Raw genomic sequence first — 21,888 nt, 5'->3', positions numbered from 1 at the left:
CTAATTTTTTTAGGCTTGAATTGACATTAATATCTCTAATTTTGGTTGAATTTCAGCATCAAATCCAGCGTTTTTTAAGGAATCAATTGTTGCTTCGGCGTTCTGTATCCAGAAATCACGACCTAAACAAATCCCTTTATTACTAGGTTTAAATTCTCCTTTAACCGTAGCAACAATTGGAATATTAGCTTGTTTTTGATTACCCGAAGATTGTTCTTTTAGCAGTGCATGAAGTTTTTGAAGTCGGGATAAATCATAAATTTCCTCAAGTTTTAGGTGTAAAAGTACCATTGAATTTGATTCCTCTATTTCCAAATCTTCCAATAAAAGAGCCGGAATTTTATCAATCCGAGGGAGAGTATCCGCCGATTGTAACTCATCAATAATAAGCTGAAGTTTATCTTCCTGTTTGTCAGTTTTACCCGTGATTAAAACCACATCATTTTCCTTCGGAAAAGTCTTGATTTCTTGATAGGTTTTAGGAAAAATAATTGCTTCCATTTGTCCGGTTAAATCTTCGATTTGTAAAAACGCCATCCGATCACCTTTTTTGGTGGTATGTAGTTTAATAGCAGTGATTACAACAACTACTTTAACCTTAGATTTTTTATCCGTTGATTCTGCTAAAGTCACTCTTTCTTCTACAGAAATCGATCTTAAGATAGATTGTAAAGGATGTTCAGAAACATAAAATCCTAATAATTCTTTTTCAAATTGAAGTTTTTCCTGAACTTTAAAATCCTCAAGTTTTGCGGGTTTGGGTGCATCTTCATGGGTATCTTTTGTATTAGTTCCACCCCCTAAAATATCGAATATACTTTGTTGACCCACAGCTCGATCTTTGGCTTTACTTTGCGCCCAAGAAATTAATTTATCTAAATGATCAATAGCTTGGCGACGGTTGGGGTTAAGTTTATCTAAAGCTCCACATTTAATTAAGGCTTCTAAGGCGCGACTATTCACCATTTGTAAGTTAATGCGATCGCATAAATCAGGAAAACTCTTAAATTCTCCCCCTTCTTGACGAATTTCTAATAAATGTTCGATCGCACCTTCCCCGACATTTTTAATCGCAGAAAGTCCGAAAATAATACTCTTATCCGAGGGGGTAAAATCCATTCCCGAAAGGTTTATATCGGGCGGGATCACCTTAATTCCCAGGGATTTTTGACAAGATTCAATATATTTTTGAATTTTATCCGTATCTCCACTATTTGCACTTAATAAAGCTGCCATATATTCAACGGGATAATTTGCTTTTAAATAGGCGGTTTCATAGGTAACATAGGCATAGGCCATGGAATGGGATTTATTAAAACAATTAGAAGCAACTAAACCGTTGTTGAGAACAAAGTTATGATCTTCTTGTACGCCAATATCATAAACGGGTTGAGTTCCCAAAGATTTTCGACTAATAATTTTAACCATTTTTATAATTCCCTAAAATTTACTCAATTTTTAACTTCTTACGTTGCAATCCTAAATTTGGATATTGATCAATTAAATTATATAGCAATCTTATTTGAGTTGTAAGTAGTTACACAAAATAAATTACCTAGTTGAGAGAGGGAACACCGGAACAGCCCCCCAAACCCCCCGTGTAACAAAGGTCATAACCCACGGTTCCGGTGTTCCCCGCTATATCTGTCAATTCACAGCCAGTTGTGAAACTGGTCTAGGGATAATATGAACAACCCTAGGTAAAACTTGCTGTGATCAAGGGAAATAAAATAGGGTTGTAATGCTGATTACATAAGATTTTCAGGGTGATGCACAAGGGCCGAATGTAGAGGATAAACCCACCGCATCTAATTAGTTACATCAGAGAGTGGAACATTGATGTCACTACTCCAAAGGGGCTGCTTCTACTATTCAAAGTGTAGGGAGTTGAATCACCGAAACAACAAACCGCCTTTAACTCTCGCCTTCTGTACACAGTGCTTTACCCAAGGAAACCCATCATGTTTGCACAAGATATTTCGATTCAAGATTCTGAAGTTACTCTTAATTCTCTTAATTCTATTGATCCCCAAGCCTTAGCTCAACTCTTATTACAAGAATTGCAAACAGCCGTCAAAACCCTCCCCGCCAGTGGTCGGACAGTGACGCTACGGATGGCCCTAGAAGTAGAACGCATTTGCGAAAAAAGCAACCGGATTCAAACCTCTGGCGATGTACAAACCTGGCAGTTAAGTTTGGCCCGTCATCGCTTACAAAAGTGCTTAGAATATTACAAACTTGGCTCTCGTCAAGGTAGGGTAGAACTTCACTCCCACTTAGCCGCGATCGTCTACCGTCACGTGGCTTCCTTTGAGTCTCAGTTGAGTTTCCAAGCCCGTTACAACTTAATTGAAGACTTTTTACAAGGATTTTATGTTGAGTCTCTGCGGGCCTTTCGTCGGGAACACCAAATGGAAGCCAGCTATACTCCCCATACCCGTTTAGAATTAGCGGAATATATGGCCTTTACCGAACAGTATGCCAAACGTCAGATCGGTTTACCCGGTCGTAACCGTCAACGGTTAATTGTCTTACGCGCCCAAGGATTTGCTAAAGGTCAACCCCCTGAAACTTCTATGGATATTGAATTAGCCGTTGAAGGTGGCAAAACCGAAGAAGCTGAAGCTCAAAGCCGGACATCCGCGATGCAGCAAATTCGGGAAAAAATGGTATCTGAAACCGTTGACCTCGCAGAAAGTGTATTACGAGATCGGGTGATTAATGAACTAATTCAATATTTAGAATCCCAAGGACAAACCGATTGTGTTAAATATTTAAAGCTGAAAATGCAAGATCTACAAGCCTGCGATATTGATAAAGCCCTGGGGTTAACCACCCGGGAACGGGACTATCTGCAACAACGGTTTAAATACCACGTCGAAAAATTTGCCCGGTCTAACAACTGGAAACTCGTCCATGAATGGTTAGGGGCTGATATTAACCAAAAATTGGGGATGAATAGCGAACAATGGCAAGCTTTCCAAGCCCAATTATCCGTCGATCAGCAACAGTTATTACAACTCAAAGACCAAGAAGAAAGCGATAAAGCGATCGCCTCTATCCTCAAATGTACCCCCAAACAAGTCCAAAAACGTTGGGCTAAAATCCTCGACCTGGCTTTCAACTACCGTAACAACGAGGCTGTAGCCCAAATTTCCCCCGACAAAATGTAATATATTGTGAGTTAAGGGTATTCACAAGAGAGAAATTTTTGAATAATAATTTATTACATTTTATCGTGCGGAATATGGGTTTTATATATCTGAATCTCCAAACAATAAGGGCGAGTTTTCCTCTCCCGAACAGAGAGACTTTCTCGCCCCCATCTTTATGTAGTTTCGCACAGTCCAATCGTTTATTCTTCGTCGCCTGCTTCTGCGTCGTCAGTGGGATAGTAAAATCCTGTTGAACGACCTGTGAGAACTGACTTACCGAGGGATAAAGCTTTTTCAGCTTGTAGTCTTGCTTTCCGTTTCCAAGTCGCCTTCCGCATATCGCGTCTCGACCTGGACATTTTCTTCTTGGGTACAGCCATGAGCCTAGATTAATGAAGATTTTGCACAAACTATTATAGTACCCTATTTGTACCCTTTGCTAAATATTTTTTTCCCGAAAGTTGAGAAAGGGGACTAGAGAGTGATAATAACGGGGGTGTGGTCGCTGGGTTGTTCCCAGGTTCTAGGAGTTTTATCAATGATAGAACTACTGGCGACTTCATACAGGGGTAAGGTCAAATAATGGGTATCAATGCGCCATCCAGTATTCCGTCGGAAGGAGCCTTGGCGATAGTCCCACCAACTAAAATGTCCCCCTTCAGTGGTGAACTTGCGAAAGGCGTCTTTAAAGCCTAATTCTAATATTGATTCTAAGGCTTGACGTTCAGCATCACTCGCCATAATATGATTTTCTCGACCTTTGGGATTATGAATATCAATATCTTCTAAAGCAATATTAAAGTCACCGCAAATACAAATCTTTTCAGTTTGAGTGAATAGCAGTTTTAAATAGTCTTTGAGATGGTTTAACCAGTTTAATTTATAGTGATATTTATCGCTATCAATACTGGAACCATTGGGAACGTATAAATTAACTATAGCAACTCCATCAATAATTCCGGTTAAAACTCGTTTTTGTTCATCAAATGTTTGAGAGGGTTCTGTATTTAAAATATCAGAAAATCCAAAATGAACCGCCTCTAAGGTGGTTTTGCTAAAAATTGCCACCCCATTATAGGATTTTTGACCATAAATATAAATATTATAACCTAATTCTTCAAAACCAGAACGAGGAAAGTCTTTATCTATGACTTTAGTTTCCTGTAAACACAGAATATCAATTTCATTGGTTTGTAACCATTGCCATACCTGATCTTTTCTAGTTCTAATTGAATTAACATTCCAAGTTGCAATTTTCATTCTAAACTCCTAATTAAAGCTGAAGCACAACAACGGTAAAACAACTGGGGTTAGATAGGACAACATAAACCGCCCGCCCGTTGACTAAATAGAGCATTTTCTCGATAGTCTACGGGACAATCAATCACAACTGGAACGTCTTGATTTAGGGCTTCTTTGAGAATCGGAATTAAATCGGTTGTGGCTTCCACCCGATAACCTTTTAACCCCATACTTTCGGCAAATTTAACAAAATCAGGATTGCCAAATTTAATAAACGAAGATGACCCAAATTGGTCGTTTTGTTTCCATTCAATTAATCCATAACCGCCATCATTAAAGATTAAGGTAACAAAGGGAGTTCCTACCCGTAAAGCGGTTTCAAGTTCCTGATTATTCATCATAAATCCGCCATCTCCTGTTACCGCCACCACCTTCCGATTAGGATAAACTAATTTAGCGGCAACTGCACCCGGAATCGCAATTCCCATGGCTGCAAATCCATTAGAAATTAAACAGGTATTTGGCGTTTCACAATGATAATGTCTCGCCATCCACATTTTATGAGCGCCAACATCTGAAATCACAATATCTTCTGGGCCCATAACTTGACGCAAATCATAAATAATTTTTTGCGGTTTAATCGGGAAGGCATCGTCTTTGGCATAAAATTCGTAATTATTACGAATATCCGGTCTTAATTTTAAAGCATAGGGTTCGGGTTTTCCGGTACGATCTGAACGCCTTAAAATCTCTTGGAGAGAGTCAGAAATATCCCCAATAATTTCAGCAATCGGAATATAACTACTATCAACTTCGGCGGAATCTTCACCAATATGAATAATCGGAATTTTGCCTTGGGGATTCCATTTTTTCGGGGAATATTCAATTAAATCATAGCCAACAGCAATGATTAAATCCGCCTTATCAAATCCACAACTAATATAATCCCGCAGTTGTAATCCCGTTGTCCATAATGCTAAAGGATGGGTATAAGGAATAATTCCTTTGCCCATAAACGTATTTACAACGGGGATATTCAGTTGGGTAGCAAATTCTGTTAAAGCGGCACTGCCATTCCCCCGAATTGCTCCATTTCCTACTAATATTAAGGGATTATTGGCTTTAGAAATTGCGATCGCTGCTTCATTCATACTTTGATAAGCAGAATAAACTTTTTCTCGCTTATCTTGTTTGAGAGGATAGCCTTCGACCTCCATACTAGCAATATTTTCGGGGAGATCAATATGCACTGCCCCAGGTTTTTCAGATTGAGCTATTTTAAACGCTTTTCTGACAATTTCTGGCGTAATACTAGGGCGAACAATTTGGGAATTCCATTTAGTAACTGGGGCAAACATTGCCACTAAATCCAAATATTGATGGGATTCAATGTGCATTCGATCTGTTCCCACTTGACCTGTAATTGCAACTAACGGTGCTCCATCTAAATTCGCATCAGCAACCCCGGTCATTAAATTCGTTGCTCCAGGGCCTAATGTTGATAAACAAACTCCCGCCCGTCCAGTTAAGCGACCATAAACATCGGCCATAAATGCAGCCCCTTGTTCATGACGAGTTGTAATAAATTTGATCGAGGAGGTTTTTAAGCATTCGAGGATTTGCATATTTTCTTCCCCTGGAACACCAAAAATATACTCGACTCCTTCATTTTCCAAACATTTAACTAACAGTTGTGCTGTGTTCATAATTTTTAATAAGAATGGTTTTTTTTACCCTATTTAATCCAAACGGTTTTAATATTCACAAATTCGTGAATCCCTTGGCTACTCAATTCCCGTCCGTAACCGGAACGTTTGATCCCTCCAAAGGGTAAGCGAGGATCGGATTTAACTAAACCGTTAATAAAGACAGCACCCGCTTCTAATTCTCGAATTAAACGCTCTTGTTCGGCTCGATTTGTTGTCCACCCACTGGCACCCAAACCAAAGATGGTACTATTAGCAAGGGTAATGGCTTCATCTAAAGAATTAACCCGGAAGATTAACGCCACCGGCCCAAAGAATTCTTCACTGTAAGCAGGGGTTCCTTCAGGAATTTGGGTTAAAATTGTTGGCGGATAAAAATTGCCCGGTTGTTCCAAGAGTTGACCTCCGGTTAATACTTTGGCTCCAGCTTCAACACAGATTTGAACTTGTTGGTGTAATTCCGTTAAAATATCGGGGGTTGCTAAGGGCCCCACTTCGGTATCGGGTAACATTGGATCACCGATTTTTAAATCCGCAAATTTTTCCGCCATACGACTTTCAAATTCATCGGCAATACTAGATATCAAAATAAACCGTTTTGCTGCAATACAGGACTGTCCATTATTTAACATTCGTGCTGTAACGGCGGCTTCTACTGCTGCATTTATATCCGCCGTTTCTAACACAATAAACGGATCACTTCCACCTAATTCTAGGACAGTTTTTTTAATATTTTGACCAGCTAAAGAGGCTAAACTAGCGCCTGCGGGTTCACTTCCGGTTAAAGTTCCAGCTTTAACCCGATCATCGGTAATAATTTGAGCGACTTTATTAGAACCTACTAATAAAGTTTGAAACACCCCTTCAGGAAATCCAGCTTTTTGAAAAATTTCCCCAATGGCTAAGGCGCATTGAGGTACGTTGGAAGCGTGTTTGAGTAAACCAACATTTCCGGCCATTAATGCGGGTGCAGCAAAGCGGAAGACTTGCCAGAAGGGAAAATTCCAAGGCATGACCGCTAAAATTGCCCCCAGAGGTTCGTAAGCAATAAAGCTATTACTGGCGTCGCTTTCTGCGGGAACATCGACAAGAAATTGAGCTGCATTTTCCGCATAAAAGCGACAAACGGAGGCACTTTTTTTGACTTCTGCGATCGCGGCAGTAATGGGTTTTCCCATTTCCAATGTCATGATTTTGGCGTAGGTTTCGGCATTTTCTTCTAATAGATTAGCCGCGTTTTGCATCCATTGTGAACGAGTATCAAAGGAGACTCGCCGATAGTCTCGAAAGGCCCGATCTGCGAGTGCTAAAGCGTTCTCAATTTCGGCATCGGTCAAAGCGGTAAAGGTTTTCACCGTTTCCCCAGTGGCCGGGTTAATTGTAGCAATGCCCATAATTGATTTTTTAGTTTTAAGTTAAAATTAAGGATTTACTTTTTTATCGTAACGCTTAAAAACTCTCTATTCTCACTGAAGGGATCACTGATTGATTACTTGATACAAATCTGTACAATAGTACAACTAAATTTAAAATACTTAACAAAGGGAATAAAAAGTTAATAGAGAAAATAACAATGGACATAAAATAATCAAGAAAACCGTCTAACCCATCATTACTCCTCAACAAAAAAATATATGAAGCATTTTCGCCTATCATCCCCGCTTGCCCAATTTTTCCCAATCTTGACCTGGTTACCCAATTATCAACGGGATTGGTTATGGGCAGATATTACAAGTTACAGAAGATGGATAGGTTGTCCCCCCTGTTTTAAAGATTCACTCAACCCGCACAAAATATTAACTAATTCTGCACCCACCCAACCGGATGAAATTGGGGAAGGTTGATGATTTTGAATAGAATTCAGAAAATTATCACAAACTTGAGCTAGGGGTTCTCTGGGTTCAATCTCAATCACTTCTCGATTGATTCCGGCGGATTTCCAACTGTTATCAATAACATCAAAATAACCCTGTTGAATTGTCAGAGGAGATTCCGATTGTAGTTCATCAAAAATTAAAGTTCCCTGACTTCCAACCACGGCTAAACGTCGTTGTTTGTCTGGGTTTAACCAACACAAATGTAGAAAGGCTTCAAACCCACTGGGATAGGTTAAATTAGCAATCACTAAATCCGATAATCCCGATGCAGGCTGTAACCAAACCGTTCCCGTTGCTTTCACTTGAATCGGTTTTTCCCCTAACCAACTATTAAGAATCACAATATCATGAATCGCTAAATCCCATAACGCATCCACATCTTGTCGCACTGGTTCTAAATGGGTTCGGGTGGCGTAACCATATCTTAATTCCCCTAATTTCCCCGATTCAATTACGGTTTTCCCCCGTTCTACCGCCGGATGAAATAAATAAGTATGATCAACAAAAAGTTGTAGCTGTTTTTGTTGCGCGAGTTCGCATAATTCTAATGATTTAGTTACACTCAGGGTTAAGGGTTTTTCGGTAAAAACATGATAACCCTGTTCTAAGGCGGCAGAAATTAAAGCAAAATGTGTAGCCGCAGGAGTGGCGATCGCAACTGCATCTATATTAGGTAAATTCCAAATGGTTGAACCATCGGTCGTTAAAATAATATCATCGGGAAGTTGAAACCGTTTTTTTGCTGTTTGTAAACGGTCGGGATTGGAATCGGCGATCGCCACAACTTTAGAATTAGGGTGTTGATGGAAATTACGAATTAAATGAACTCCCCAACGACCCGCACCAAAAATAGCAATATTAATCATAAGAATAGGGAACAGGGAACAGGTAATTGGTAATTGGTAATTGGTAATTGGTAATTGGTAATTGGTAATGGGGATTTATTCTTCCATCGTCTTAATAATACCAACAATTATTCTAGTTTCCGATGGTAATTCATTTGTAAAGGATTCTATATCAGATCAATTGCCGATTGTTTATTTGGTGATTTTTCCTGTTTTTATCGCTTAATTCCGGCAGTTTTTTGAGTTTCTACAACAGAAAGAAAAGCCACTTCCGCCGCCGCCTGTTCCGCCGCTTTAATTGAACGTCCGGTTCCCTCCCCCAGTTGACGACCTTGTAACCAAACCACCGCAGTAAAACGCCCCTCATCGTTATGAATTTGGCGATTTTGCTGGACTTTATATTCAGGTAAAACTTTATAATGGCTTTGTGTCCATTCCTGTAGAGCCGCCTTATAATTATTTCGGGCTGGATCACGAATAATTTTGGCAGCGCGATCACAAAAATGGGAATCTAACCAGGGACGAATTAAGGTTAAATTTTGACTACTCAGATATAAACTGGCCAAGACCGCTTCAAAACAGTCCGCCAGACGGGATTCTTCCCCCGCTTTGTCCCGAATCGCGCTTCCGGCTGCGAGTAAAAATGTACCAAATCCATACTGATCGGCAATTTCAGCCAAAGTGCGATCGCTCACTAAAATCGAACGAATCGCGGCAAATTCTCCCACCGGACAGTCAGGATAAACTTCATAGAGTAACTCAGAGGCTGCTAATCTCACCACGGAATCCCCGACAAACTCTAATTGTTCATAATTAGCCTCGGCTGAGAGTGTCGGGTGAGTTAAGGCTAAATCTAACAAATCCCATCGAATCTGGACATGATCCGAGAGTCCCAAACGTTGAATCAGCTTTTGTAACTGGCGTTTTCGATTTGGATAGCCAATAGTCATAGATTTTGGGTCAATAGAAAATGGGACTCACTGTAGGGGCATCAAATCAAGGGGAGTTCAGAGTCAGACATAAGCCGGGTTCTGTTATCGGTGGCTAAAATTAGCACACCAACGGCGATTATCTATCTGGGATGTCTGTTACCAAACACCTCTAGCGGTACCACTATTCACGGAACGGGAAAAAGACCAACCCTAGTTCCTCCGACCTTGCTCCCAACTGGGGTTTACCGAGCCAACGCCTCACGACGTTGCTGGTGCGCTCTTACCGCACCTTTGCACCCTTACCCGAAGGCGGTATTTTTCTGTGGCACTATCCTCACGATCGCTCGCACTGGGCGTTACCCAGCAAGTTTGGTCTTTCGGGAGCCCGGACTTTCCTCAGACTCTATCGAGTCCGTAATCACCTACGCTCACTATGAACCCCCCTCTCCTATACTACTGCAAAATCAGTGATCAGTTATCAGTGTCAAGACGTGCGTGCCGTAGGCTATTGGCGCGTCTCTACTCAGTTGGGAGGCAATCTAAAGTTATAATTAATTAATTAGTAAAGTCCTGATTTTATTTATTTCACTGATGACTGATGACTGATAACTGTTTACTGATAACTGATTATTGTGAGTATTTTAAGAATTAATAAATTGAGTAATAAATGGCTTGATCTATCGGAGATTTCTGCCGTAATTATCGCCACAATTCTTGTGTTATCTATACTCTTGGGAATTTATTATTTAGGTTGGTTACAACCCTTAGAATTAGTTGCTTATGATCAAATGGTAAGATTACATCCGGCTTTAGCCGCTGATCCTCGATTAGTAGTAATCGGAATTACCGAAGAAGATATTCAAAAACTTGAGCGTTGGCCCCTGTCCGATGAAGTGATTGCACGATTATTAGAAAAACTATCCAAATATCAACCTAAAGTTATTGGTTTAGATATTTATCGTGACATTAGATATGAACCAGGATATGATAAATTTCAGAAACAACTTCAAATTTCCGATAATGTGATTGTGATTAGTAATTTAGGATATAGTGAAATTAAAAGAATCCCGGCACCGCCTAATATTTCTGATGAACGAGTCGGTTTTAATGATTTATTGCTTGACCCCGATAATGTTGTTCGTCGAAATTTGATGTTTGCTAGTACCCCAGATGGGACTTTTTATTCATTCTCTTTAAGAATGGCATTACATTATTTATTTAATCAAGGAATTACACCAAATAATAGTGAGATAGATCCTAATTTTATTACCTGGGGAAAGGCTGAATTTGTGCCGTTATCTCGAGATTCTGGTGGTTATCAAACCATTGATGATCGAGGTTATCAAATTTTATTAAATTATCGCTCTGCCAATAATATTGCCAGGATGATTAGTTTAACACAATTTTTAGATCAAACCATTCCCGAAAGTTGGATTAAAGATAAAATTGTTTTAATTGGTACATTAGCTCCTAGTGGCAAAGATGTATTTCTAACTCCCTATAGTCCGGCTGAAAAAAATGCCTTTAAAATGCCAGGAGTTTTAGTTCATGCCCAAATGGTGAGTCAAATTTTAGATGCGGTTTCAGGTCAGCGCGATTTATTTATTTTTTGGGAACAATGGGGAGAATTTTTATGGATTTGTAGTTGGGGTTTAATCGGAGCAACTTTAGCTTGGTCAAGTCGAAATCTTTTAATTATTACCCTAGGAAATCCATTTTTAGTTGGTGTTTTATTTGGATTAAGTTTTTTCCTATTTTTACATAACCGTTGGGTTCCCACCACAACTCCGAGTTTAGCCCTTATATTTACCAGTGGTACTGTTATTGGTTATCGTGCATTTCAAGCCCAACGTCAGCAACAAATTGTGATGCGATTATTAGGACAAAATACCTCACCGGAAATTGCCAATGCTTTATGGAATAGTCGCGATCGTTTATTAGAAGATGGAAAGTTACCCGGTCAAAAATTAATTGCTACTATTCTATTTAGTGATATTAGAAATTTTAGTACCGTTTCTGAAGAAATGCCTCCAGAAATCTTGATAGAATGGTTAAATGAATATTTATCTGTTTTAACCCAATGTGTCCAAACCCATCATGGTATTATTAATAAGTTTACTGGGGACGGAATTATGGCAGCTTTTGGAGTACCTCTAGCTCGTAAAACCCAAGAATCCATTGCTAAAGATGCTTATAATGCCGTCGCCTGTGCTTTAGCAATTGAAGACCATTTAAAACGGTTAAATCAAGATTGGAAAAACCGCAACTTTCCTGAAATTGCCATGCGAGTTGGCATTTTTACAGGCCCGATTATCGCCGGAAGTTTGGGGGGAAAAGAACGGTTAGAATATGGGTTATTAGGAGATAGTGTTAATATTGCTTCTCGTTTAGAAAGCTGCGAAAAAGATCGACAATCGGGCATTTGTCGAATTTTAATTGCTGCTCAAACTTTAGAATATATTGCGGATAGTTTTGAGGTGGAATCTTGGGGACTAATTCCACTAAAAGGAAAACATCAAATGGTTGACATTTATCTAGTTATTGGCTGGAAAAAATAGCAAATATAAATTAATTATATAAATAAAAAATCAGAGGATAAAAAAATGACCGAACAGGAAAAATTAACCCCCCAATTAACTGCCGATGGCTCCTTTACCTTTTTTTCGTCGGAATTTAGAGAATTATTTCATAGTCATTTTGGCGCAAAACAGGAAGCAGAATGCAAGTTTGTAGAACCCTTACAGTTAAGAAAAAAAGCCGCAACATCTCCCCTATATTTACTTGATATTTGTTATGGTTTAGGTTATAATACAGCAGCAGCATTAACCGCAATTTGGGAAGTCAATCCTAACTGTAAAATAGAATGGATTGGCTTGGAATTTGATCAACAAATTCCCCAATCAGCCTTAGAATATAATTTACTCAATGCCTATCCTAATTACATTCAGGATATATTAAAAGAAATTGCCCAAAATCAGCATCTAAAAACAGAATTATTTAACGCTAATTTAATCATTGGCGACGCTAGAAATACTATTTCAACCGTTTACAATTCTGGGTTTAAAGCCGATGCAATTTTTCTTGACCCCTTTTCTCCCGCCCATTGTCCCCAACTGTGGACAGTAGAATTTTTAACCCTAGTCGCCCAATGTCTCAAACCCCAGGGACATTTGGCTACCTATTCCTGTTCCGCGACGGCTAGAAGTGCCTTAATCCAGGCGGGGCTACACATTAGTTATACCCCCCCTGTAGGGCGACGCACACCCGGAACCCTGGCTAGTCTCGACCCCAGGGATTTACCCCCCCTCTGTCCCAAAGAACAAGAACACCTGAAAACCCGCGCCGCCGTCCCCTATCGAGATCCCAGTTTATCCGATATTGCAGAAGTGATTATCCTGCGACGTCAAGCTGAACAAGACACCTGTACCCTGGAACCCACCTCCCATTGGAAGAAACGATGGCGCAGTGAGTCCATCTTGTGAAAAGATACTTGAGGATGCGATGATCGTGTCTATAACTTACAATTGACACCCAAACAGTAAATGGTAGCGGTAGCAATTTTAGCGGCGGGACGCGGAACTCGCATGAAATCTGATCTTCCCAAGGTTCTGCATCAGTTGGGAGGACGCACTTTAGTTCAACGGGTTTTAGAGAGTTGTGTCCAGTTGCAACCCTCCCGTAGATTAATAATTGTAGGCTATGGGGCCGATTTAGTTCGTGATAGTCTGCAAAAAACGGATACGCAACCTGGTTTAGAATTTGTTGAACAAACCGAACAATTAGGGACAGGTCATGCAATTCAACAATTACTGCCCTATTTAAAAGACTTTACCGGAGATTTACTCGTTTTAAATGGGGATGTTCCCTTATTACGTCCTGACACTTTAGAACAGTTAATTAAAATCCACAAAGAAAATGGAAACGGGGCGACATTATTAGCTGCCCATTTTCCTAATCCTACCGGATATGGTCGGGTATTTTGTGATAGTCAAAATTTAGTTAATCAAATTGTTGAAGAACGGGATTGTACCGATGCTCAACGGCAAAATCATCGAATTAATGCCGGGGTTTATTGTTTTAATTGGCCGCAGTTAGCCAAAATTTTACCCGACCTGAAAGCCGATAATGATCAACAGGAATATTATCTCACCGATACGGTGCATCATTTAGATAAAGTGATGGCGGTGGATGTCGCAGATTATCGAGAAATTTTAGGGGTTAATAGTCGCAAACATCTGGCTAATTCCTATAGGGTTTTGCAAGATTGGGTGAAAACCGATTGGATGGCGGCGGGGGTAACAATTATTGACCCCGATAGTGTCACCATTGATGATACGGTCAAGTTAGAAACCGATGTGATTATTGAACCCCAAACTCACCTACGGGGAAATACAATTATTCAAACTGGAAGTCGAATTGGCCCAGGAAGTTTAATTGAAAATAGTCAGATTGGAAAAAATGTTACGGTGCAGTTTTCCGTCGTTTCTGATAGTGTTGTTGCTGATAGAACCCGTATTGGCCCCTATGCCCATTTAAGAGGTCATGCAAAAGTTGGTGAACAATGTCGGGTTGGGAATTTTGTAGAATTAAAAAATACCGAAGTAGGAAATCGGACTAATATTTCCCATTTATCTTATATAGGAGATGCCACATTAGGAGATAAGGTTAATATTGGGGCGGGAACAATTACCGCTAATTATGATGGGGTGAAAAAGCACCGAACAACAATCGGAGACCGGACAAAAACCGGAGCAAATAGTGTTTTAGTTGCCCCTCTAACCTTGGGAAATGATGTTACTGTGGCGGCAGGTTCTACTATTACGGATGATGTCCCCGATGATAGTTTAGCCATTGCCCGGGAACGTCAAATAATTAAACCCGGTTGGCGACTAGAATCACCGGAATAATATTAATTGAATTAGGGAGGAGAAATTACCAAAGAATAGGATGGCATTAGATATCCTATTCTTTGTTCCCTCCCCCCCAAACCCCTCGTGCACGGGGGGTTTGAGATCGCCCATTCCCTGTTCCCTGCTTTAATATGACTAAAACTTCTTCTCCCTCTGTGATGATTTCTTCCCCTAATTTGATACAACAAAATTTTCCAGGGTTATACTATTTTTGGAAATTTTCCCGTCCCCATACCATTATTGGCACAACTTTAAGTGTGTTGGGGATGTATTTAATTGCTATTAGTGAGTTTAGGCAATTTCCTGGTTTTAATTTCAGTTTACTAGCTTTATTTTGGAGTTGGTTAGCTTGTATTTTTGGTAATATTTATATTGTTGGATTAAATCAACTTGAAGATATTGAAATTGATCAGATTAATAAACCCAATTTACCCTTAGCATCGGGGGAATATTCCAAGTTTCAAGCTCAAATGATTGTCGGAATAACCGGAATTTTAGCTTTAACTATTGCAGCGTTTCAAGGCTATTATTTATTGGGAATGGTGACAATTAGTTTGCTATTGGGGACAGCTTACTCCTTACCTCCAATTCGTTTAAAACGGTTTCCATTTTGGGCGGCATTTTGTATTTTTACCGTTAGAGGAATTATCGTTAATTTAGGGTTATATTTACACCTAAGTTGGATTTTATCAGCAAAATCAATATCATCAATTCCGATAATTCCCCCTTCAGTTTGGGCGTTAACCTTATTTGTTTTAGTATTTACCGTTGCGATCGCAATTTTCAAAGATATTCCTGATTTAGAAGGCGATCGCCAATTCCAGATTAACACATTAACCATAAAATTAGGAACCGTAACAGTATTTAATTTATCTCTATGGATAATCACTGTTTGTTATTTAGGAATGATTCTAGGGAGTTTTCTATTACAATCTTCCTTAAATCCCATATTTTTAGGATTCAGTCATTTAATATTATTAACAGTATTATGGTGGCGCAGTCAAACAATTGATTTAAGCGATAAACAATCAATTACCGGATTTTATCAATTTATTTGGAAACTGTTTTTCCTAGAATATTTAATCTTTCCCCTTTCGGTGCTTACCACGACCATTTCATTAAACCTGAAGATCGTTTGAAGATCATGATGGCGCGACAATAGGTTAAATAGCGATCGCCTATCATTACCCTTGTGTAGTGATGGGCGGATCATCCTCTTAATGTCTTTGTGTCTTTGTGGTTTAATAATTTGGCGCGGGCGTTGCTACCAGAAGTTAGTAATATTATATCCTAATTCTTGGATCATTTTTCTTAATAAAGGTAGACTTAATCCAATCACATTGGTATGGCATCCTTCTAATTTTTCAATAAATAAACCGCCCTTGCCTTCAATCGCAAAACATCCAGCGCAATTTAAAGGTTCTCCGGTATCAACATAATCCTTAATTTCACTATCGGAAATATTAGCAAAATAGACATTAGTGGTTTGAGAATAGACTAATATTTGATCAGTAGAAACATTAATTAAAGCATGACCCGTATACAGTTGTCCCAATTGACCCCGCATGGTTTGCCAACGGGCGATCGCTTCCTCAATATTAGCAGGTTTGCCATAAATTTCTCCCCCAACAGCCAAAACCGAATCACACCCCAAAACCAATAGAATTTCCCCATCATTTTTAGGTTGATTCATTAATCTTTGGGTGATAACTTCTGCTTTACATTGGGCAAGTTTTTGGACTAATTCTACAGGGTTAGAATCTGCGATTTGGGATTCATCAAAATCACTTTTGAGAATAATCGGCTGAATCCCAATGGTTTCTAATAACCGTTTACGCGCCGGGGAAGCAGAAGCTAAAATAAATGTGATTCGATTGGGCTGATTCATGAAACTCAATTAATAAACTTTAAAAGATTGCACCACTTGTTTTAAAAGTTGTTGAGTTTTTTCCCAACGTTTTTCAGTAGTGGAAACATTTAATGTAAATAGGTTTCCACGACTAATAGTAACACTAGCAAAGTCATGCCGTTTTTGTTCATTCGGAAGTTGTACCGCGTATTCTAACCAATAATAAAGATTTGATCCTTTTTCAAAGGATTCTGCATTAATTAGTTCTGCGGTACGTCCTGAACCTTCTGGGGCGATCGCTTTTTTACTCAATGTATATCCTACCTCAGTGGGAGTGCCAATTTCTGCGAGGGTTTGATTCGGATTAGAAACCGGATTGATTACCACACTAACATTTTCACCTTGTTCAATCATATCGTGTAGTACCGTATCGGGGCCGTTAGCAACACTCACCTGTGTCCATCCGTTAGGATAGATAAATTCATAGCCATCGGCGGTATCCACAAAGCTATTTAATCCCATGCCAACGGATATACAACCTGTTAAGCTCAGGCTAAAACAGACTAAAGCTATTGCTAAAATTCGTTTGAACATTTGATCTTTTTCCTCATAAAATCGTGAATGAGTGCATTTTGTTGTGATCAGGGTGATCCCAATTTTCCTATTTTCTCATTATTCGGGCTTTTGGTTTCAATTTTTATTAATTTGGAGTTAGAATTATCGGATAATTTATGATTAATTATGGGTTTATAGATCAAGAATTAAGAAGCCCTGAAGGGCTTACTACTTTTGGTAGTTTATCTCAAATTTTTGTCAGGTTTTATGGCACAATTGATAGAGCATTGGAGACGCTCAGGTAATTTTTTATGACTAAGTTTGTTTTTATCACGGGTGGGGTAGTATCGAGTATTGGTAAAGGAATTGTTGCCGCTAGTTTAGGACGTCTGCTCAAGTCGCGGAACTATTCCGTATCCATTCTTAAACTCGATCCCTATATTAATGTTGACCCTGGAACCATGAGTCCATTTCAACATGGCGAAGTCTTTGTGACCGAAGATGGGGCGGAGACGGACTTGGACTTAGGACATTATGAACGTTTCACCGATACCTCCATGTCCCGTCTTAATAGTGTCACGGCCGGGGCTATTTATCAAGCGGTGATTAATAAAGAACGTCGGGGAGACTATCAAGGAGGTACGGTTCAAGTCATTCCTCATATTACTAATGAATGCAAAGAACGGATTCATCGAGTGGCAAAAAACACGAATCCTGATGTGGTAATTACGGAAGTTGGGGGAACCGTTGGTGATATTGAATCCCTACCTTTTTTAGAAGCAATTCGTCAATTTAGGAAGGATGTGGGTCGGAAAAATGTTATTTATCTGCACGTTACTTTAATTCCTTGGATTGGTGTGGCGGGGGAAATGAAAACCAAACCGACCCAACATTCGGTTAAAGAATTACGATCAATTGGGATTCAACCAGATATTTTAGTCTGTCGTTGTGAACGCCAAATTCCCCTCGGAATTAAAGAAAAAATTGCTGGTTTTTGTGATGTAGAAGCTGATTGTGTTATTACTTCCCCCGATGCAGATAGTATTTATGAAGTCCCCTTACTTTTAGAGAAAGAAGGACTTGCCGAACAGAGTTTAAAACTGTTACAATTAGAACAACGGCAACCGAATTTAGCCGCATGGCAAACTTTAGTTGATCGGCTTTATCATCGGGATATAAATACAAAATGTCCTCTCCCCCACTCTCAAATCAAAATTGCAATTGTGGGTAAATATATTCAGTTGAGCGATGCCTATTTATCGGTGGTAGAATCCCTGCGTCATGCGGCTATTCAGGAGGGAGTAGAATTACATTTAGAGTGGATTAATTCCGAAGATATTGAGGGGAATAATCCCGAAAATTATCTCAAAAATGTGCAAGGAATTGTCGTTCCTGGCGGGTTTGGACAGCGAGGAACCGATGGTAAAATTATGGCGATTGAATATGCCAGAAAACATAAAATACCCTTCCTGGGGTTATGTTTAGGAATGCAATGTTCTGTGATTGAATGGGCGCGTCATATTGCCAAACTAGAGCGGGCGCATAGTGCTGAATTTGATCCCCAAACCCCTAATCCTGTAATTCATTTATTACCAGAACAACAGGATGTAGTAGACTTGGGAGGAACCATGCGTTTAGGATTATATCCCTGCCGCTTACAACCGGATACTTTAGCGTTTAAACTGTATCAACAGGAAGTTATTTATGAACGCCATCGTCATCGTTATGAATTCAATAATGCCTACCGAACACTATTCTTAGAATCTGGATATCTGATTAGTGGAACCTCTCCCGATGGCCGTTTAGTAGAAATTATTGAATTATCCAACCATCCCTTTTTCGTGGCTACCCAATTTCACCCCGAATTTCAATCCCGGCCAAATAGTCCTCACCCTCTATTTCAAGGATTTGTGGCCGCAGCAACCCATTTATTAGAATCTCCGCCCAACCTAAAGGACAGCACCCTACCCATGGACAATTAGACCCGACCGCGTTGCATTTTAATTCCCTGTTTAATTCTTAGGCTGAATTATCCTAAAATTGTTAACTTAGTCAGAAAGAAAGAGCAGGGGCATCAATTTCTAATTTCAGGGGAGATTTTGATCCTATCTGATCGTTAATTACTCTATAATCATACAGAATGGGTAAGCGATCATTGTCCTCTGGTCTGTTGATCCGATTTACAAGTGAGTTGAGTCCCGGGAAGGATTCACAGGTCTGAGGAGGTTTTGTGGCGTACTGGATCAAAATGAATTATGAGCGAGAAACCTATCTCGTTGATCTCGATAGTGTAAGTGCGTTTGCGTCTGGATTTAACAAACGGATTGCGTTTTGGTTGCCAGCTAATGGCAAACAAATGATTATTAACCATCAAATTAATCCCAAAACCTATGAGGATATTTTGGGGTATATTCAAAGAATTACAACCGATTACCCAACGAACTATTGGGTTAAAATTTTTTATGATCGTCATGAATATATTATTGACTTGAATCGTCTTAATACCTTTGTAATTGATACCAGCCAACGTATTACATTTTGGCTTCCCGATGGTAAAGAACCCGTTATTATTAACCCTCAAACCAATGCTGAAGCCTATTCTAAAATTTTAGATTTTATTCATAACAAAACCGGACATTCTTTACCATAAGGTAATAGGTAATGGGTAATGGGTAATAGGTAATGGGTAATAGGTAATGGTTAATGGTTAATGGTTAATAGAAAGAGTTTGCCTCCCCTACTCCCCCTTGTCGCCAAAGTTTAATTGTTCCATCCGTACTTCCACTGACAATTAAATCTTCAGAAGGACTATAAGCCACCGTCCCAATCCCACCTGTATGACCAGTGAGGGTCTGAATCGGGTCTGATTGGTTTCCGACCTGTAAATTTGGGCTAATTTGCCATAGCTTTAAGGTTTGATCTTGACTAGCACTGACTAAAATTTTACCGTTTGGGGAAAAAACCAGGGATTCCACAGTACCCGTATGACCAAGGAAAGTTACTAACTCCTGGCCAATTTCCAGCCACCAGAGTTTAATAGTTTTGTCCTCACTCCCTGTGGCTACGGTTAAACCATCGGGACTAAAAGCCACTGACCAAACAGGGAAGGAATGACCGACTAAAAGAGCATCGGAATGTCGGTGATCTAAACTCCATAATCCTACTGTGCCATCTCCACTCCCACTAGCCAAAGTCAAACCATCGGGACTGAAAGCTAATGACCAAATCGGAAAGAAATGGGCTTTTAAAGGGGGGAGGGGTTGATTAGAGGTTAAATCCCAAAACCCAATTATGCCATCAAAACTTCCCGCAGCTAGAAGTTGACCATTAGGACTAAAGGCTAAGGAACAAATCGGAACCGATAATCCTAAGTCCAATACTTGATTTTGACGGGTAATTACATTCCAAAGATGAACATTTTTGTCAGATTCAATCGCTAGTATGGGAGAATTTGGACTGAATGTTAACCCATAACCCTGATATTCTCGGTCTAAATTATCAGCTAGAATGATAGGCTGGCAGGGGGTTTTTAAGTTATAGAGTTGTAAAGTGGTATCATCACTGCGACTGGCTAGAAGTTGGCCATCATAACTAATCGCCACCACTCGGACTGCATCGGAATGGATAGGAAGGGTATTGTAACATTCCCAATTTGAAAGTTGAGGCTGTAGCATATTGAAGGAGTTAATCTCTTGAAACTAGCAGACTGGATCGGGTTTCTTTGTTTAATTATTGCTTTAATTATTCTATGGCAGTTTAGGCAGATCTTACTGCTGGTGTTTACCTCGGTTGTTTTCTCAATTGCGATTAACAGTTTAGTCCGTCGGATACAACGGCTTGGACTCAAGCGAGGGTGGGCTGTTCTGTTGTCACTGACTTTAATTACGATCATGGGTGCGGTGTTGATTAGTGTAGTCTTACCTCCATTTTGGGGTCAATTTCAAGAACTAATTAAACTGGTTCCCGTCGGATACGATAAATTTCTGATTTGGCTGAATAATCTGATTAAGAATCCTCCAACTTGGCTTCCGAATCTGAATATTGAACTGCCGAATGTTACTCAAATAGCGCAACAAGTTGGGCCCCTAGCTCAAAAGCTATTGGGAAATTTCTTTGCGTTCTTTTCTAACTCGATTGGCAATTTTTTACAGTTTGTATTAGTATTAATATTTACCTTAATGTTATTAGCAGATCCTTTGTCCTATCGTCAAGGATTTGTGCGTCTATTTCCCTCATTTTATCGCAATCGGACAGATTATATTCTATCTCAATGTGAAATAGTCCTGTTGCAATGGATGGGGGGTATTGTGATTACTTCCACCTTTGTGGCAGTTTTAAGTGCCATTGGTCTATTAATTTTGGGGGTTCCCTTTGTTTTTGCCCACGCCCTATTAGCGGGAATCTTTAACTTTGTTCCTAATATTGGGCCAACAGCTAGCGTAGTTTTTCCCGTTGCGGTTGCCTTATTAGATACACCCTGGAAAGCCTTGGCAGTGATTATCTTATACGTTATTATTCAAAACTTAGAAAGCTATTGGTTTAGTCCCCTAGTCATGCAAAAACAGGTCGATCTGTTACCCGCGATCACCTTAATAGCCCAAATCTTTTTTGCCACCTTTTTCGGCGTGTTAGGCTTAGTTTTAGCTTTACCCTTAACCGTAGTTAGTAAAATTTGGATTCAAGAACTTTTACTCAATGATTTATTAGATCAATGGAAATTAGGTGATTAGAGGAGGTCAACTCTTACCTATTCCCTATTCCCTATTCCCTATTCCCTATTCCCTATTCCCTATTCCCTATTCCCTATTCCCTATTCC

General features: G+C 39.6%; 18 protein-coding genes and 1 other RNA gene. 8 read left to right on the top strand and 11 right to left on the bottom strand.

What is annotated here, in order from left to right:
* Positions 1 to 9: 9 nt before the first annotated feature.
* Positions 10 to 1,428: a helix-hairpin-helix domain-containing protein gene (locus NMG88_RS04760; protein ID WP_254035154.1), complete on the bottom strand. Its 1,419-nt coding sequence runs from the start codon at positions 1,426 to 1,428 to the stop codon at positions 10 to 12.
* A gap of 533 nt (positions 1,429 to 1,961) precedes the next feature.
* Here NMG88_RS04760 and NMG88_RS04755 point away from each other — a divergent pair.
* The gene (locus NMG88_RS04755) at positions 1,962 to 3,173 is read left to right on the top strand and encodes a HetZ-related protein (protein ID WP_254035153.1); all 1,212 of its coding nucleotides are present in this window, start codon (positions 1,962 to 1,964) and stop codon (positions 3,171 to 3,173) included.
* Between the two features lie 182 nt (positions 3,174 to 3,355).
* On the opposite strand, the gene rpmF is transcribed toward NMG88_RS04755, so the two are convergent.
* The 7 genes from rpmF to rnpB form a co-directional block, all read right to left on the bottom strand.
* Entirely contained in the window at positions 3,356 to 3,535 is a 180-nt protein-coding gene (rpmF, locus tag NMG88_RS04750; RefSeq protein ID WP_026786530.1) for a 50S ribosomal protein L32, read from the bottom strand.
* Between the two features lie 94 nt (positions 3,536 to 3,629).
* Entirely contained in the window at positions 3,630 to 4,415 is a 786-nt protein-coding gene (gene xth / locus NMG88_RS04745) for an exodeoxyribonuclease III (RefSeq protein WP_254035152.1), read from the bottom strand.
* A 50-nt stretch (positions 4,416 to 4,465) separates the two neighbouring features.
* A complete protein-coding gene (locus NMG88_RS04740) occupies positions 4,466 to 6,103 on the bottom strand; it encodes an acetolactate synthase large subunit (protein ID WP_042152254.1) in 1,638 nt (545 codons plus the stop codon).
* A 29-nt stretch (positions 6,104 to 6,132) separates the two neighbouring features.
* A complete protein-coding gene (locus tag NMG88_RS04735; RefSeq protein WP_042152251.1) occupies positions 6,133 to 7,497 on the bottom strand; it encodes an NAD-dependent succinate-semialdehyde dehydrogenase in 1,365 nt (454 codons plus the stop codon).
* 341 nt (positions 7,498 to 7,838) lie between these two features.
* Positions 7,839 to 8,846, bottom strand: a complete 1,008-nt coding sequence (locus NMG88_RS04730) for a Gfo/Idh/MocA family protein (RefSeq protein WP_042157105.1) — start codon at positions 8,844 to 8,846, stop codon at positions 7,839 to 7,841.
* Positions 8,847 to 9,040: 194 nt separating this feature from the next.
* Positions 9,041 to 9,775: a ribonuclease III gene (rnc, locus tag NMG88_RS04725; protein ID WP_042152247.1), complete on the bottom strand. Its 735-nt coding sequence runs from the start codon at positions 9,773 to 9,775 to the stop codon at positions 9,041 to 9,043.
* Positions 9,776 to 9,829: 54 nt separating this feature from the next.
* An RNA gene (gene rnpB / locus NMG88_RS04720) (RNase P RNA component class A) lies at positions 9,830 to 10,193 on the bottom strand.
* A gap of 196 nt (positions 10,194 to 10,389) precedes the next feature.
* Between rnpB and NMG88_RS04715 the strand changes: the two genes are divergently transcribed.
* From NMG88_RS04715 to NMG88_RS04700, 4 genes are all read left to right on the top strand, one after another.
* Complete coding sequence (locus NMG88_RS04715) at positions 10,390 to 12,315, top strand: CHASE2 domain-containing protein (protein WP_235751090.1); 1,926 nt, start codon at positions 10,390 to 10,392, stop codon at positions 12,313 to 12,315.
* 45 nt (positions 12,316 to 12,360) lie between these two features.
* Positions 12,361 to 13,239: a tRNA (5-methylaminomethyl-2-thiouridine)(34)-methyltransferase MnmD gene (locus NMG88_RS04710; RefSeq protein ID WP_042152244.1), complete on the top strand. Its 879-nt coding sequence runs from the start codon at positions 12,361 to 12,363 to the stop codon at positions 13,237 to 13,239.
* Between the two features lie 60 nt (positions 13,240 to 13,299).
* A complete protein-coding gene (gene glmU / locus NMG88_RS04705; RefSeq protein ID WP_254035151.1) occupies positions 13,300 to 14,664 on the top strand; it encodes a bifunctional UDP-N-acetylglucosamine diphosphorylase/glucosamine-1-phosphate N-acetyltransferase GlmU in 1,365 nt (454 codons plus the stop codon).
* A 134-nt stretch (positions 14,665 to 14,798) separates the two neighbouring features.
* On the top strand, positions 14,799 to 15,806 hold the full coding sequence (locus tag NMG88_RS04700) for a homogentisate phytyltransferase (protein WP_043938612.1): 1,008 nt from the start codon (positions 14,799 to 14,801) through the stop codon (positions 15,804 to 15,806).
* A 125-nt stretch (positions 15,807 to 15,931) separates the two neighbouring features.
* Here NMG88_RS04700 and NMG88_RS04695 read toward each other — a convergent pair whose 3' ends face one another.
* Both NMG88_RS04695 and psbP read right to left on the bottom strand, forming a co-directional pair.
* The gene (locus NMG88_RS04695) at positions 15,932 to 16,555 is read right to left on the bottom strand and encodes a Maf family protein (RefSeq protein ID WP_235751087.1); all 624 of its coding nucleotides are present in this window, start codon (positions 16,553 to 16,555) and stop codon (positions 15,932 to 15,934) included.
* Between the two features lie 9 nt (positions 16,556 to 16,564).
* A complete protein-coding gene (gene psbP / locus NMG88_RS04690; protein ID WP_254035150.1) occupies positions 16,565 to 17,110 on the bottom strand; it encodes a photosystem II reaction center PsbP in 546 nt (181 codons plus the stop codon).
* A gap of 272 nt (positions 17,111 to 17,382) precedes the next feature.
* Between psbP and pyrG the strand changes: the two genes are divergently transcribed.
* Both pyrG and NMG88_RS04680 read left to right on the top strand, forming a co-directional pair.
* Positions 17,383 to 19,053: a CTP synthase gene (gene pyrG, locus NMG88_RS04685; protein ID WP_042152234.1), complete on the top strand. Its 1,671-nt coding sequence runs from the start codon at positions 17,383 to 17,385 to the stop codon at positions 19,051 to 19,053.
* A gap of 248 nt (positions 19,054 to 19,301) precedes the next feature.
* A complete protein-coding gene (locus tag NMG88_RS04680) occupies positions 19,302 to 19,721 on the top strand; it encodes a hypothetical protein (protein ID WP_042152231.1) in 420 nt (139 codons plus the stop codon).
* Positions 19,722 to 19,785: 64 nt separating this feature from the next.
* Here the strand turns inward: NMG88_RS04680 and NMG88_RS04675 are convergent, their stop codons facing one another.
* Positions 19,786 to 20,745, bottom strand: coding sequence for a WD40 repeat domain-containing protein (locus NMG88_RS04675; RefSeq protein WP_042152228.1), 960 nt, complete (start codon positions 20,743 to 20,745; stop codon positions 19,786 to 19,788).
* Between the two features lie 18 nt (positions 20,746 to 20,763).
* Between NMG88_RS04675 and NMG88_RS04670 the strand changes: the two genes are divergently transcribed.
* Positions 20,764 to 21,801 (top strand): AI-2E family transporter, encoded by a 1,038-nt coding sequence (locus NMG88_RS04670; RefSeq protein ID WP_042152227.1) that lies wholly within the window; start codon positions 20,764 to 20,766, stop codon positions 21,799 to 21,801.
* The last annotated feature ends 87 nt before the right edge of the window (positions 21,802 to 21,888 follow it).

The sequence above is a fragment of the Planktothrix agardhii genome (assembly GCF_904830935.1).
In the GTDB taxonomy this organism is placed as follows: domain Bacteria; phylum Cyanobacteriota; class Cyanobacteriia; order Cyanobacteriales; family Microcoleaceae; genus Planktothrix; species Planktothrix agardhii.
This window is presented reverse-complemented; position numbering and strand designations above follow the sequence as displayed.

Bases quoted from the DNA above. Each gene is read 5' to 3' on its own strand.
- NMG88_RS04735 (WP_042152251.1), bottom strand. From the start codon at position 7,497: ATGGGCATTGCTACAATTAACCCGGCCACTGGGGAAACGGTGAAAACC.
- rpmF (WP_026786530.1), bottom strand. From the start codon at position 3,535: ATGGCTGTACCCAAGAAGAAAATGTCCAGGTCGAGACGCGATATGCGG.
- psbP (WP_254035150.1), bottom strand. From the start codon at position 17,110: ATGTTCAAACGAATTTTAGCAATAGCTTTAGTCTGTTTTAGCCTGAGC.
- NMG88_RS04740 (WP_042152254.1), bottom strand. From the start codon at position 6,103: ATGAACACAGCACAACTGTTAGTTAAATGTTTGGAAAATGAAGGAGTC.
- rnc (WP_042152247.1), bottom strand. From the start codon at position 9,775: ATGACTATTGGCTATCCAAATCGAAAACGCCAGTTACAAAAGCTGATT.
- NMG88_RS04710 (WP_042152244.1), top strand. From the start codon at position 12,361: ATGACCGAACAGGAAAAATTAACCCCCCAATTAACTGCCGATGGCTCC.
- NMG88_RS04730 (WP_042157105.1), bottom strand. From the start codon at position 8,846: ATGATTAATATTGCTATTTTTGGTGCGGGTCGTTGGGGAGTTCATTTA.
- NMG88_RS04700 (WP_043938612.1), top strand. From the start codon at position 14,799: ATGACTAAAACTTCTTCTCCCTCTGTGATGATTTCTTCCCCTAATTTG.
- NMG88_RS04675 (WP_042152228.1), bottom strand. From the start codon at position 20,745: ATGCTACAGCCTCAACTTTCAAATTGGGAATGTTACAATACCCTTCCT.
- NMG88_RS04755 (WP_254035153.1), top strand. From the start codon at position 1,962: ATGTTTGCACAAGATATTTCGATTCAAGATTCTGAAGTTACTCTTAAT.
- pyrG (WP_042152234.1), top strand. From the start codon at position 17,383: ATGACTAAGTTTGTTTTTATCACGGGTGGGGTAGTATCGAGTATTGGT.
- xth (WP_254035152.1), bottom strand. From the start codon at position 4,415: ATGAAAATTGCAACTTGGAATGTTAATTCAATTAGAACTAGAAAAGAT.
- glmU (WP_254035151.1), top strand. From the start codon at position 13,300: ATGGTAGCGGTAGCAATTTTAGCGGCGGGACGCGGAACTCGCATGAAA.
- NMG88_RS04760 (WP_254035154.1), bottom strand. From the start codon at position 1,428: ATGGTTAAAATTATTAGTCGAAAATCTTTGGGAACTCAACCCGTTTAT.
- NMG88_RS04695 (WP_235751087.1), bottom strand. From the start codon at position 16,555: ATGAATCAGCCCAATCGAATCACATTTATTTTAGCTTCTGCTTCCCCG.